The organism is Variovorax sp. OV329 (assembly GCF_900114785.1).
Lineage (GTDB): Bacteria > Pseudomonadota > Gammaproteobacteria > Burkholderiales > Burkholderiaceae_C > Variovorax.
Map to the genome: position 1 here is coordinate 90,632 of NZ_FOUG01000014.1, position 12,988 is coordinate 103,619.

12 protein-coding genes and 1 pseudogene are annotated in these 12,988 nt (G+C 58.9%); 6 read left to right on the forward strand and 7 right to left on the reverse strand.

What is annotated here, in order from left to right:
- Positions 1–79 precede the first annotated feature (79 nt).
- From BM345_RS21295 to BM345_RS21315, 5 genes are all read left to right on the forward strand, one after another.
- A complete protein-coding gene (locus BM345_RS21295; protein ID WP_093383314.1) occupies positions 80–1,498 on the forward strand; it encodes a mannose-1-phosphate guanylyltransferase/mannose-6-phosphate isomerase in 1,419 nt (472 codons plus the stop codon).
- Positions 1,495–2,301, forward strand: coding sequence for an ABC transporter permease (locus BM345_RS21300; protein ID WP_093383316.1), 807 nt, complete (start codon positions 1,495–1,497; stop codon positions 2,299–2,301). Before BM345_RS21295 ends, BM345_RS21300 begins: the two co-directional genes overlap by 4 nt.
- Before the next feature lie 7 nt (positions 2,302–2,308).
- On the forward strand, positions 2,309–3,013 hold the full coding sequence (locus BM345_RS21305) for an ABC transporter ATP-binding protein (protein ID WP_093383319.1): 705 nt from the start codon (positions 2,309–2,311) through the stop codon (positions 3,011–3,013).
- Positions 3,014–3,160: 147 nt separating this feature from the next.
- Positions 3,161–4,201 carry a GDP-mannose 4,6-dehydratase gene (gene gmd, locus BM345_RS21310; RefSeq protein ID WP_093383322.1) on the forward strand — a complete coding sequence of 347 codons (1,041 nt, stop codon included), beginning with the start codon at positions 3,161–3,163 and terminating at the stop codon, positions 4,199–4,201.
- Entirely contained in the window at positions 4,198–5,079 is an 882-nt protein-coding gene (locus BM345_RS21315; protein WP_093383325.1) for an NAD-dependent epimerase/dehydratase family protein, read from the forward strand. Before gmd ends, BM345_RS21315 begins: the two co-directional genes overlap by 4 nt.
- A 2-nt stretch (positions 5,080–5,081) precedes the next feature.
- Here the strand turns inward: BM345_RS21315 and BM345_RS21320 are convergent.
- Positions 5,082–5,576, reverse strand: a pseudogene (locus tag BM345_RS21320) (methyltransferase domain-containing protein); the annotation flags it as partial.
- A 350-nt stretch (positions 5,577–5,926) separates the two neighbouring features.
- On the opposite strand from BM345_RS21320, the gene BM345_RS21325 reads away from it, so the two are divergent.
- Positions 5,927–6,661: a glycosyltransferase family 2 protein gene (locus BM345_RS21325; protein ID WP_175545102.1), complete on the forward strand. Its 735-nt coding sequence runs from the start codon at positions 5,927–5,929 to the stop codon at positions 6,659–6,661.
- Here the strand turns inward: BM345_RS21325 and BM345_RS21330 are convergent.
- The 6 genes from BM345_RS21330 to BM345_RS21350 all read right to left on the reverse strand — a co-directional run bounded on the left by BM345_RS21330 (position 6,650) and on the right by BM345_RS21350 (position 12,984).
- Entirely contained in the window at positions 6,650–7,705 is a 1,056-nt protein-coding gene (locus tag BM345_RS21330; RefSeq protein WP_093383334.1) for a class I SAM-dependent methyltransferase, read from the reverse strand. The two genes, BM345_RS21325 and BM345_RS21330, sit on opposite strands and share 12 nt — an antisense overlap.
- A gap of 155 nt (positions 7,706–7,860) precedes the next feature.
- Positions 7,861–8,463 (reverse strand): class I SAM-dependent methyltransferase, encoded by a 603-nt coding sequence (locus tag BM345_RS21335; protein WP_175545103.1) that lies wholly within the window; start codon positions 8,461–8,463, stop codon positions 7,861–7,863.
- A 68-nt stretch (positions 8,464–8,531) separates the two neighbouring features.
- Positions 8,532–8,870, reverse strand: coding sequence for a hypothetical protein (locus tag BM345_RS29785; protein WP_139237575.1), 339 nt, complete (start codon positions 8,868–8,870; stop codon positions 8,532–8,534).
- Between the two features lie 142 nt (positions 8,871–9,012).
- Positions 9,013–9,630, reverse strand: a complete 618-nt coding sequence (locus tag BM345_RS21340; RefSeq protein ID WP_139237576.1) for a hypothetical protein — start codon at positions 9,628–9,630, stop codon at positions 9,013–9,015.
- 38 nt (positions 9,631–9,668) lie between these two features.
- Complete coding sequence (locus BM345_RS21345) at positions 9,669–10,709, reverse strand: class I SAM-dependent methyltransferase (protein ID WP_093383340.1); 1,041 nt, start codon at positions 10,707–10,709, stop codon at positions 9,669–9,671.
- Between the two features lie 55 nt (positions 10,710–10,764).
- Positions 10,765–12,984, reverse strand: a complete 2,220-nt coding sequence (locus BM345_RS21350; protein WP_093383343.1) for a glycosyltransferase — start codon at positions 12,982–12,984, stop codon at positions 10,765–10,767.
- Positions 12,985–12,988 lie beyond the last annotated feature (4 nt).

Here is a 12,988-nt window from a genome sequence, read left to right on the forward strand (position 1 = left end):
GACTCACCCGGGCTGGGGACATCTCGTTACGGATGAGCCCCGTAAAATCCGGCGTAGTACTTGAAAAAAGAGGATCTGCATGCGTTTGCTTTCGGTAGTGCTTTCGGGTGGGTCCGGGACCCGGCTGTGGCCAGCGTCGCGACAGACGTTCCCCAAGCCGTTCATGAAGATCGGCGACTCCACCCTGCTACAGCAAGCCGTCGAGCGCGGGCAAGCCTGCGGAAGCGGTGACCTGATGGTGGTGACCAACAAGGATCACCTGTTCCTGACGCGGGACGTTATCGACCAGATGCCAGATCCGCCGGCCTGCTCCTTCCTGCTGGAGCCCAAGGGTCGCAACACAGCGCCTGCGATCGCACTGGCGGCCCTCGAATGCGCCAAGCGTTTCGGAGAGGACACGGTGATGCTGGTCCTGCCGGCCGACCAATTGATTCCTGACGTCGAGGCCTTCGTGGCCAGCGCAAGCGAAGCGTTCCGCCTCGCGGAAAAGGGTTCGCTGGTGCTCTTCGGGATCAGCCCCACCGGCCCCGAGACCGGATTCGGCTACGTCGAAGTGGAGCAGGTTGCGCGCGAGAGCCAGCCGGTCAAGCGCTTCGTCGAGAAGCCCGACCTGCGCACGGCCCAATCCTTCTTGGCCACCGGACGCTACTACTGGAACAGTGGCATGTTCGCGTTCACCGCCAAGGCCATCCTTGCGGCCTTGGAGCGCTTTGCCCCCGACGTGCTCAAGACCGCGCGACACACCATAGGCAACGCCAAGAGCCAGGGCGACAACGTCAGCTTCGACGCACACAGCTTTGGTTTGCAGCCTGACATCAGCATCGACTACGCCGTACTGGAGCGGGCCGACAACGTGCTCGTCGTGCCGGCCAAGTTCGGCTGGAGCGACGTCGGATCGTGGCCCGCCGTGGCCGATGCCCAGGTGGCCGACTCGAGCGGCAACACCTTCGACCGCGACGTGATCGCGATCAACACCACCGGTACGCACGTTCAGGTGGAAAGCCACGGGCCCAAGACCGTGGCGACCGTCGGCGTCCGCGACCTCGTCATCGTGGATACGCCCGATGCGCTGCTCGTGTGCAACAAATCCTCTTCGCAGGACATCAAGCGGGTGGTGAGCGCCCTGAAGGCACGCCACGCCGAGGTCACCGAGCTTCCTGCCACCGTCCATCGCCCCTGGGGCACCTATGCCTCGCTGAAGGAGGAGGATGGCTACAAGGTCAAGCGCATCACGGTCAAGCCGGGCCAGTCGCTGTCCCTGCAATACCACCACCAGCGCGCCGAGCACTGGGTGGTCGTCCAGGGCAAGGGGCTGGTGCAGATCGGGGAGCAGGAGCACGAAACCTTGCCGGGCCAGTACCGCTATATCCCCTTGAAGGAAAAGCATCGTCTCACCAACATCGGCCATGAAACCCTCGTCCTGATCGAGGTCCAGTGCGGCAACTACCTGGGCGAGGACGACATCGTCCGATTGGCAGACACCTACGGACGCGCATGACCGAGATCGCTCACTCCAACCTTCACCGCACAGCATGGGGCGACTGGTGGGAAGGCACCCGCCGCACGGACATCTGGTGGACCCTGGCCTGGTTCGACATCGTCTTGCGCTATCGGCGCTCCATGCTGGGGCCGCTGTGGCTCACCCTGAGCATGGGCGCCATGGTCGGCGGCATGGGACCGTTGTACAGCGCGCTTTTCGGCACCGAGCTGTCCAAATTCTTCCCGCACCTGGCGCTCGGGATCATCTTTTGGACCTTCTTCAGCAGCATCGTGATGGACTCGTGCAATGCGTTCATCAACTCGGGCAACTATCTGAAGCAAGGCTACTTTCCTATCAGCCTGTTCGTGTGGCGCGCGATGGCGCGCAACCTGATCCAGTTCGCGCACCACATCGTCCTCTACATCCCGGTGGCTATCTGGGCCGGCATCTCGCTGAAGATGCATGCGCTACTGTTCCTCCCGGCGTTCGCATTGTTTCTGATCAATGCGCACATGCTCGGCCTGGTGCTGGGCCTTGTCTGCACCCGCTATCGAGATGTCGCACAGATCGTGACCAGCATCATGCAGATGCTGATGTTCCTGACCCCGGTTTTCTGGCTGCCCGAGAGCCTGCCGGGCCGCGGAAGGTACATCCTGTGGAATCCGCTCGCGCAGATGCTTGATCTGCTGCGCGCGCCACTAATGGGCAACCTTCCCGATATCCACAACTGGACGGGCATCCTGATCTGGACCGTCGTCAACCTGGCTGCAGCAAGCTGGTTGTTCTCGAAATACCGCCGCCGGGTGGTCTACTGGCTCTGATTCCACCATGGCCTACATTTCTCTGAAGAACGTCGGAGTCAACTTTCCCATCTATGGTGCGGGCGCCAACTCGCTGAAGAAGACGCTGGCCGCCTCGGTCACCGGCGGGCGCTTCGGCAGGGAGACCGGCGTCAACGTCGTGCAGGCGCTGTCCGACATCAACCTGGAACTCAAGGCCGGCGACCGGCTCGGCCTGATCGGCCACAACGGAGCCGGCAAGTCGACGCTGCTGCGCACGCTCGCTGGCGTATACGAGCCCTCGGTCGGCAACTTCGCGCGCAGCGGCAGTGTGTCCAGCCTGATCGATCCATCGCTGGGCATCGAAGGCGATGCCAACGGCGTCGAGAACATCATGTTGCGCGGCCTCGTGATGGGCCTGAGCAAGAAGCAGATCGATGAACTCACCCCGGGCATCATCGAATTCAGCGGCCTGGGCGACTACATCAACATGCCGGTCCGCACCTACTCCACCGGCATGATGATGCGCCTGGCCTTCTCGATCTCTACGAGCGTGCAGGCGGACATCCTGCTGATGGACGAGTGGCTCTCGGTGGGCGATGCGGAATTCACCGAGAAGGCCGAGCAGCGCATGAAGGACGTGGTGTCCAGTGCGGGCATCTTGGTGCTGGCATCGCATTCGCCGGAACTCATCGCCAAGGAATGCAACAGGGTGATTCACCTCGAACACGGTCGGATCGTGTCGGCGGGTTGACGGCATGTCCTTAGCAGCGACCGGGATTCTGCGGCGTGCAGCGACATTTTCGGATGCAACTGGTCAGTCAGGCAAAATTCGTCGTTTCGCCCGCAGGCAGCCAGCGAAATTGCAGCATTAAACCCACCAATGAATAGCGAGGATTAAATGACATCGAAGCGCGCAGTCGTGACTGGCATCACAGGTCAGGACGGGGCTTACTTGGCCGAACTTCTCTTGAACAAGGGGTACGTGGTTTACGGCACCTACCGCCGGACCAGTTCGGTCAACTTCTGGCGCATTGAAGAGTTGGGCATCCAGAACCATCCTGACCTGCATCTGATTGAATATGATTTGACAGACCTCGGGAGCTCGATCGGCCTGATCAAGGAAGCGGCGCCCGACGAGGTCTACAACCTTGCGGCACAAAGCTTTGTTGGCGTCAGCTTCGATCAGCCCTCGACCACTGCGCAGATCACTGCCATCGGAGCGCTGCATCTGCTCGAGGCAATCCGTCTGATCAATCCGCAGATTCGCTTCTATCAGGCCAGCACCTCCGAGATGTTTGGCAAAGTGCAAGCCGTGCCCCAGGTGGAAGACACACCGTTCTACCCTCGAAGCCCCTATGGTGTTGCCAAGCTCTACGCCCACTGGATCACCGTCAACTACCGCGAGAGCTATCAAATCTTCGGATCGAGCGGCATTCTGTTCAATCACGAGAGCCCGCTGCGCGGCCGGGAGTTCGTGACCCGCAAGATCACCGACAGCGTGGCGAAGATCAAGCTGGGCAAACTGGACGTACTGGAGCTCGGCAACCTGGACGCGAAGCGGGACTGGGGCTTTGCGAAGGAGTACGTGGAAGGCATGTGGCGCATGCTGCAGGCCGATGAACCCGACACGTTCGTGCTGGCCACCAATCGCACCGAGACCGTTCGCGATTTCGTGCGCATGGCCTTCAAGGCAGCCGGCATTGATCTGCAATTCCAAGGTCGCGAAGAGGCTGAATCGGCTGTGGATACCGCCAGCGGCAAGACCGTAATGCGCATCAACCCGAAGTTCTATCGGCCGGCCGAAGTCGAACTGCTGATCGGAAATCCTGAGAAGGCCAGAGCCAAGCTTGGTTGGGAACCCAAGACCACACTTGAGGAACTCTGCCAGATGATGGTGGAGGCAGACATGCGCCGCAACACGCAAGGGTTTTCGTTTTGAAGATTCTCTTGACCGGGGCGGACGGCTTTACCGGACGCCCATTCGCAGACCTGGCCAAGAACGCTGGCCACGAGGTGGTGGCGCTACGCTCGGATCTTACCGACCCCAAGGCGCTGGTTGCTGACGTTCTGCAGGTCCAGCCGGAAGCAGTTGTTCATCTCGCTGCCATCGCCTTCGTTGGCCATGAACACAACGAAGCGTTCTACGCGGTGAACGTTGTCGGAACGACCAACCTTCTGGATGCACTGAAACGGCTGCCCCGGAAGCCGAGGAAAGTGCTGCTGGCGAGCAGCGCCAACATCTACGGAAACTGCGAGCAGTCGCCCATTGTCGAGACGGAGGCCCCTTCTCCGGTCAACCACTATGCGATGAGCAAGCTGGCAATGGAACAACTAGCGCGCACTTACATGGGACAGTTGGACATCGTCATCATGCGCCCGTTCAACTACACCGGGCCGGGGCAGAGCGAGGACTTCCTCATCCCAAAGTTGGCAAAGCACTTCGCTCAGCGTTCGGCATCGATTTCCTTGGGCAACCTAGATGTCAAAAGAGAGTTCAACGACGTTCGCATGGTGTGCGAGGCGTACCTGAAGCTTCTGTCGCTGGGCCAAGCCGGAGAGATATACAACGTGTGCTCCGGACGTCCTCACGACCTTCGCACTGTCATCGATACCTTCGCGCGCCTGACGGGACATTCCCTTCAACTCGTCGTGGATCCGGCCTTCGTTCGGGCAAATGAAGTGCACAGTCTGTACGGCAGTTCCGACAAGTTGCGACTCTTGCTCGACGAGGCCGGCGAGGACTTGAAGACCTTTACCCTCGAGGAGACGTTGATTGAAGTGCTCCAATCCTTCGAGCAGCGCCCAAATAGGGTCTAAGGTCAATGCTTCACCGCGTCGACCCAATTCACTGACGCGACATACTTGAGACGTTCCCTTGGCAAAAGGCTATCAAACTTGCGCATCAACGCGCAGAAGTTTTGCCAGTCTTCTGGATTGGCCCGAGCCTCAATCCCAGCTGCCTGCGCAATCCAGCTGACGGTCCCTTCAAAATCGCCGCCTGACCAGATGAGCTTGTCGGGGAACAACTCGAACAGCTTTTCCATCCCGAAGCAAGAAGCATTGAAGAAGTGCTGCGGCTCGTTGTGCAGGGGTTGTAGGAACGGAACACAGGCCAGGACTCGCCCGCCTTTCTTCAGGACGCGATGGATTTCCCGCGCCGCGCACATGGGATCCGGAACATGTTCGAGCACACCAGTGCAATAGACGAGGTCCACGCTGCACGACCTGAATGGCAGCGCCTGGCCGTCGCTCCAAATATCCGCCTCGTCGCAGTTGGCGTACTCGAGATTCACGTAGCGCGGGTCTTCAGTTGCCGACGCCCTCCGCCTATGTCCAGGACCAAGGCATCGGCCGGCAGCCTGCTCATGTGATCTAGAGTTGAGTGAACAGAGCTAACTTGTTGATTCATTGATCGGGGCGGCGGGATTCGAACTCGCGACCCGCTGCTCCCTACAGTGGCAGATGGTTTCGGGGCGATTCAAAACCCTCCCCCCGAAAGAAATTGTCCGATTCCACGGATGAGAAGTCAGATCGAGTGGGGTTACCACCCAACCAGTTTTCCTCCCATTGAAATCCTCTTGGATGCCTTATGGGTTTTACAGGATGCCGTCATCAACGAGAATGGCTCAAGTAACCCGAGCGTCGGGCGATCAGAAGGCACTACTTGAAGCACTACACGATTGTTGTTCCGACTCGCGACAGCGCCAAGTGGATCGGTGCATTTTGTGCGCACTACCAAGCCATGGGGCTACGACCGCTGTACTTGGTAGACAGCCGAAGCCGCGACTCCACCGTCCAGACCTTGAAGCAGATGGGCGCAGATATTCGTCAAGTGACGCCACAGGCTGATCGCGTGGAAAGCATGCTGGCGTTCGCTCAGCAAGAGGCATCCTCTGAGTGGATCATCCGATTCGATGACGACGAACTGCCAAGCATGGCTCTAGTCAGATGGTTGGACGAGAGCATTCGTGGCGTCCGTGAGCCCTCGATCGCATTCTCGCGGCGCGACGTGATGATGAGGGACGGCAGGCTGTGCTACTCGCGCGGGGAGCACTATTACTTCCACCAGAATGATCCCACCTACCTTAATCCCCAATGGCGGGGCTTCAAGCCTTCGCAGGTGGAGTGGACCGACGCAATCCACACGCCTGGGTTCGCCGTCAAGGCCTTTGCGGATGCACCTTCGAGTGCATATTTCGTGCACTTCGACTGGATGCTTCGATCGACGGAAGAGCGCATCGAAAAGATGAAGCGCTATGAACGTCAAGCAGCCGGGGCCGGCTGGAGCTTTGCGCAGTTCTATTTGCCCGAGCGCCACCATCCGGACGCATGTCGTTGGACTCGCATGGATACGCAGGAGTTCGATAGATTGGCTGCCGAAATTACGTCATGGCGTTGAAGACTTGCTGGCGGACCTTAGGCTCCGAGCCAGCCATCGCATCGGCTTGGTGATTCGCCAGGACGTTGATGCCAGAACTGCTGCGAGGCGGTTCTGCAGTTCAGCCTTGGATGCTATCACCGCCGCTGTTTCAGCCTGTGAGGCTGCCAACTGCCCATTGAGGATGTTGACCTCATTCTGCCTTTCCAGCGCCAATTGGCGCATGGTGTCCGTGCGAGCCTCCAAAGCGCGAATGGCCTCGTCTCTTCCGAACGGCTGGTAGTGCGCAAGCTTCTCAAGTTGGCTGATCTGCTCTTGCAAGTAGAACCGCGTGTGGGTCAGCATACGAGGATGGACGAGCGATTGTGGGACGGCGGTCGGCTGCTCAACACCGACGAGCCGTCGGTGTGCATCACTACCTCGTCTTGAGAACATCATCGAGTTCTGCACATACCACCACTCGCAGCGGCTTTCCCCCCAGATTGTCTTGCGCAGCACGTCGAAGCAATCGAAGCCATGAGTCGCGAAATGACTCGCCCAGTAGGTAGGCCATTGCTCGTTGATGTGATTGGCCCCACCCTGCTCAGGAATCGCAGCCGAGAAAAGGACGAGATCACCCAGCGCGCAAAGCTCCGCAATAAAGCCGGGTGCGCGCCCGTCGGAGAGATGCTCGGCAACTTCGACACAGATCACGAGGTCGAATTTCTTTGGGTCAGAGATTGCATCGAGAAGGTTGTTCTCTTCAAGATTGCAGGCCTGAAAGAGTGCCGGATCGACGAGTAGGCGGGCAGGGTCCACATAGTTCCCATCGACGCCAAGTCCGCGCGTCGCTCCCAATCCGAGGGCCGTGAGGAGCCACGGCGCGACGCCGCAACCCACGTCGATGACCGACTCAGCGGGCAGTAGGTCGAAGACCTTCCTCAGAATGATCTCGGCTGATGCCAAGCTCCCTTGGCTTTGCCGGTCGTAGAACTCGTCGTCGTAGACAGTGCTCATCTGTTCGCCCTTTGCATCAGGTGAGTCGAAGTAGGTGCCAAGAAAAAGAAAAAAGGCCTTGATAGTCAAGGCCTCTTACATAGAGCCAGGCATTTGCGAGCCGCCATTCGCGGTTGCGTCCGCTCCGCACTTTTATACCATGCGGTCCCTGTGCTTCCTTTGGCCCGTGGGGTCCTGCAAGTGCAGGGCGGCGGTGCTGGCCAAGCCGCCCGAGCACTGAGCCTCTAAGCCCGGCGCAGCGCAATGTCGCAGAACATCGAGTCCTGCAGCGCGAACCCTATGACCTTCCAGCCGCCGGCGCACACCATCTCGTTGACGGCATCGACCACGCCATAGGGCACGTTGGCCAGGTGGTCGTAGCAGGTGTAGTCGTTGAACACAATGACACCATTGGCCTTGAGCTTGCGGTTTGCCACCTCGGCGTCCTTGCGCACCGCCTCGTAGTCGTGGCCCGCGTCCACATAGATGAAGTCGAAGGCGTCATCTGGCAGGCGGGGCAGGGCCTCATGGCTCCAGCCGGCCTCCACCAGGATGTTCCTGGCCTGAAAGCGGTGGCGGTAGAACTGCTCGTGGGTCATGCCCTTGAGCAGCTGCTCGGTTGGGATGCCCCAGTGCTGGGGAAACTCGTGCATGTGGAACAGGTCCACGGCGTAGAATTTCTCGGGCATGAGCTGATGCATCAGGAACTCCGAAAAGTCGCCATGGGCCACGCCGATCTCGGCGATGGTGCCACCGCGCTCGATGCCCAGGTGCGGGATCATGTCCTGCCGGTCTGCATACAGGCGCGCGTTGTCAATGTGATGCGGTTGCAGGATCCACTTGCTCATCAGGTCAGCCTCCGATGACCTAACCATGGTAACCACAGGCTGTGCACCGGCCTCTGCGGGCTTTCCCCTCATCCTTTTTGATGAGATCCCGGGTCAGGAGACGGCGATCGCGGCGTACTTCTCGACCAGTTGATCGATCTGCCCGCGCAGCTCGTCCACCTGCTCCTGGTGCTCCGAGATGATTCTGTAACCTGCATCGCGAAGGTGCCGTCAGCCTGGCGTTCGTATTGCGGCACGGCCTTGGCCAGGATGCTCGAGATCTGCCGGTTCAACGGCTGGTGCTCCATGAAGAAATCATGGTGGATCAGCTGCATCCGCAGGGCTTCGACCGCGTGCTCGGGGTGATTTTCAGCTGTGCAGATCTCGCGGGCCCTGCGACGGTACTCGTCGTCTTCTAACTGAGACATGCAGTGCCGATTTCAAATTTACGCCTCATTCTAGGCTCGCGCTGTCGGATGTCTCCTACAGCAGTTACGCCTCAAGTTACCCCTGCTTTACCCCGCGCAGCAATCTTTAGGAGGCCTGCATCGAAGACCGAGGCTCCTCGGTTCAAGCCCCTGCTTTGGCGTATGTCGGTAGTTGCTTCTCGACGAGGTGCTCCATCATTCCCTCGACGATCAACTGACAGTCGTTGGACCTCGTGTTCCGGGTGCCCAATGGGACCACGAGTATTGACATCGCACGGCCGGCAACCGGATTGTCTATTCGAACAAGCCTTCGTGAAGCGCCCTCGTCGGAAATAAGGTCCACCTCGATCGATGGCCCATCCTTCACCGACAAACGGCCAAGCCCGGACCATTGATGCGAATGGAAGTGCAAATCGACTCGCGCGGCGTCCGACGCTATCGAGACCCGTTGATCTTCGGATCTAGCGGACGCTACCCTCAGGAAGCCATCGACCGTGCTCCACTCTCCCTGGTAGAGAAATCGTCGATCGAGCGCGTTTGTGAACCGCCTCTTTGGCCGAAACTCCGCCTCAACGGGGGGGCCCATCGGGAGGTCCGACGGCGGCTCGAAGTGCGCGAAGTCGGGCTTGAATTCGCTGACACGACCCACGACTTTTCGCGACTTGTTGACAAGCCATCCCTCGAAGGGCTCGCCCATCGAGGTCTTGGCCCCCAGCAAGTCAAGAGGCTCGCCCGTCCCAGGCTCGCCTACGAATTTCAAGAGACAACTGGGTCGCATCACTCCCTTCTCAGTGGGCGCTACTTGAACATGTATCCCAGCAAGACCCCTTCGGTCGACTTCGACGCATCGTTACGACCAACGGGCACAACAGTGCAGTCACCTTGCATCAGCTGAAGTCCATCGTGAATGCACGGTTGAACATAGTGGAACCAGGAAAACAGGTCATGAAACGAGCGGACCCCTTCACTCTCGAGCAGGACCTTCGCTGACCATTGATGATTGACGAAGACCGGGAGCATGTACCTCCACGGCTTCTTCGGGGAGATCTCGATGCGCCAATCAGCGCCTCGCAGGTGCATTCCGCTCTCGCCAGCAGCTGGCTGCGCACTCCCCGTGTATTTGATGGACGGGTCGTCGAATCGCACAAACTCGTACGACTGCTTGGTGTGGACTGCCGTATCGAGCCTGAACTGAGGTGCGCATTCCCCAACCTTTCTCGCAGCCAGGAAAAGGTCGCAACCCTGCTCAGGGTACTCCCGGCCTGTCTGCGCGACTCGGATCTCGAATCCGGCGTCTTCCAGCAACGAGATCCACTGATCCGGCGTGAAGAAATAAGGATGCTCGGGATTTTCTTCCCACCCTAGAGGAATCGCGACCAGCAACTGTCCCCCGGGAACCAGCATTCGATTGAACTCCGAAAGCGTGGAATGGAGGTCGAAGGAATGCTCGACACAATGGCTCGAGAAAATGCAGTCGAACGAGTTCGACTCAAACTCGAAGCGATCATTGAATCCTTCAGAGAGCTTTTCAGGATTGAAGCCGAACTCTTCAGCCAGTCGCTTGGACCCGGCGACTGCCGAAGGGTCGACGTCACGATAGTGATAGTCGAAATCAAGGCTCTTCAAGAGCGTCAGAAGGCGAGGAAAAAGATTCCCGCCGCCCACGTCGAGAACGCGGGCTCCCGTTGGCATGAATCGGATCGCCTCCTTCCAGCGATCGAGGTAAGCGTCATGTCGCCGCTCGATGTATGAGTTGACATCGCCCTCACGCGCCCTGACGCCCTCGTACCATTGCGAAGTCATCTTCGCTTGCCGTATCGCGAAAGTTTCTCGATCCATCCAATACTCCTTGATCTGCCACCTTACCGGCGCGACTTCCTGAGTCGCACGCTTGCTATCCAGCCACGGTCGCGCCGAGCGTTCGGGTCACCTCGAGAGCGAATTCATTGGCGAATTTTTCGGTGGTGAACCGCTCGCCATAGCGTTGACGCCCAGCTTCACCGAGTCTTGCTCTCAGTTCCGCGTCCTCGACCAGTCGTGCAATCGCTGCATAGAGTGCGTCGCGATCTCCAGGCGGTACAAGCAATCCAGTCTTGCCGCTTTCGACTACTTCAGGAATCCCGCCAACGTCGCACCCGATGCACGCCTTGCCAAAGCGCATCGCCTCAAGATAAATCAGGCCGAAACTCTCATAGCGACTGGGAGCAACAAAGATATCGCACTCTGCATAAGCCTGCTCGAGCGTTCCGTTGTCCACATGCCCGAGGAAGGTGATTCGGTCGAACCATTGGCTGTCGTGATATCGATTCTGGAAGATCTCGAAGTAGGTGAGGCCACCTTCCGCCGGAATCGTGTTGTCTCCGATGCAAGTGATTCGAATCTCTTTGAACTTCTCGAACAGTTCAGGCAGGCAATCAAGGAACAGGTCCGCACCTTTTCTTCGCTCGAACCTGCCGACGAAGAGAATGTTGACGAACCCGTCCTTCAGCGATGCTTCCGCAATCAACGGCGAAGGCTCCTGTACGCCAAAAGGAAGCACGCTCAGGCGGTCGGCGTCTACCTCGATCCCATAGGCCTGCTCAGTGTCTCGCAAGATTGCCTGCGTGCTCGCGAAGATGCGAGTCGAATGCCCCAGCGCCCAGGCTTCGGCGCGAATCATCTTCTTGACGTGCGCCTCATAGAACTCCTTGTTTGCCTTCCACTCTGGCTTCGAATCTTCCATGAGCTTGTAGCTCGTTACCAGGTACACGCCGGTCGCGTAGCGCTTCGAGGCGATGACGGCGGCCATGTCGAGATCCCAGATCGCGCCAATGACAAACTGGATCTTTCTGCGCGCATTGACTCTGTCGATCTCCGCCAGAATCCGCCCAGATGCAAGCTTGAGGCTCCCGGGCATGTCGGGCATCGAATCCGGGCATGTGCTGGGGAGAGACGGATCGGTGTCAGGGAGGCGGTGAACCCAAACCCCTGACTCGAAGTCGACCGTATGGTGTCGGCCTGGCTCTGCCTGGGTGATGACGGTCACCTCATGGCCGAAGCTTGCAAGGCGCTCAGCCAAGCTATTCATGAACACCGCAACTCCACCACAAGGACGTGGAGGGTATAGCGGCGTGACCAGAGCGATTCGGAGCCGCTCCCGGGCAGGCAGCAAGCCTGCAAACGGCTGCCAGGGCACGTGGTCGTGCGGGCCGATCAAGCGGCGGCACGGGTATTCGAACGCTTCAAGCACCCCCTTCTGGAATCCCGCCTCGATCTCCGCGAGAAGCTCGGCGTGCCGCGCGGTATCAATCATCTTTTCAGACAGATACCAATCCGTATGCCTCATCAGATTCTTTTTCTGCGACGCAATCTTCTCCATGCTGTGCAGGAGCTTGGTGGTCGGAGCAGCATTGCGCACGATGTAGTACGAAGTGCTGGCGATGATCTGGAGCCACGACTTCACATTGCCGCTCTGCGTTCGGATGTGACTTGACGCATACTTGTGATGCACTTCCGCATCCGGGATCATCGCGACTCGGTAGCCTGCATCGACCATGCGAGCAAGCACGTCGGTTTCATCCAGGAAATACGCGTAGGCCTCGTCAAACCCCCCAACATCGATCAATGCGCTTCGGCGAAAGGACGAGTTCACGCCGATCAGTCCCGGGAATTTATCGCCAGCCGGTCTGGAGTCGGGAACGTCGTCCGCGCATTCGATCAAGACCTCCGACGTGGAATCCCGGCTGCTGACGATGTACTTGGTCTGGTAGTCCACACCGGTATGGTTTCTCACCCAGCCGCCAGCAGCCCCTACCCGCGGGTCTTCATAGGCGGTGACAAGGCGGTCCAGCCAATCGGGCTCCGGGACGCCATCGTCATCCGTAAAACATACGATGTCGCCCACGGCATTCTTGATGCCGACATTTCTGGACTTGCTGAGGTTTGCCTCCTCACACTTGCAGATCTTCACTTTCCCCTTCCAGTTTTCCAGAAGGTACTCCATCGTCCCATCCGTACTGGGGCCGTCCACCACAACCACCTCCAGCTCAGGGTAGCGCAGAAATTTCAGCGCCTCCATAGTTGTTGGCAGCGTGTGCATTCGATTCAAGGTATTGATGACCAGAGAAATTCTCATTTTT

Excerpts from the sequence above, each read along its gene's own strand:
- BM345_RS29785 (WP_139237575.1), bottom strand. The coding sequence starts at position 8,870 with ATGTCTCAGTTAGAAGACGACGAGTACCGTCGCAGGGCCCGCGAGATC.
- BM345_RS21295 (WP_093383314.1), top strand. The coding sequence starts at position 80 with ATGCGTTTGCTTTCGGTAGTGCTTTCGGGTGGGTCCGGGACCCGGCTG.
- BM345_RS21335 (WP_175545103.1), bottom strand. The coding sequence starts at position 8,463 with ATGAGCAAGTGGATCCTGCAACCGCATCACATTGACAACGCGCGCCTG.
- BM345_RS21300 (WP_093383316.1), top strand. The coding sequence starts at position 1,495 with ATGACCGAGATCGCTCACTCCAACCTTCACCGCACAGCATGGGGCGAC.
- BM345_RS21345 (WP_093383340.1), bottom strand. The coding sequence starts at position 10,709 with ATGGATCGAGAAACTTTCGCGATACGGCAAGCGAAGATGACTTCGCAA.
- BM345_RS21350 (WP_093383343.1), bottom strand. The coding sequence starts at position 12,984 with ATGAGAATTTCTCTGGTCATCAATACCTTGAATCGAATGCACACGCTG.
- BM345_RS21305 (WP_093383319.1), top strand. The coding sequence starts at position 2,309 with ATGGCCTACATTTCTCTGAAGAACGTCGGAGTCAACTTTCCCATCTAT.
- gmd (WP_093383322.1), top strand. The coding sequence starts at position 3,161 with ATGACATCGAAGCGCGCAGTCGTGACTGGCATCACAGGTCAGGACGGG.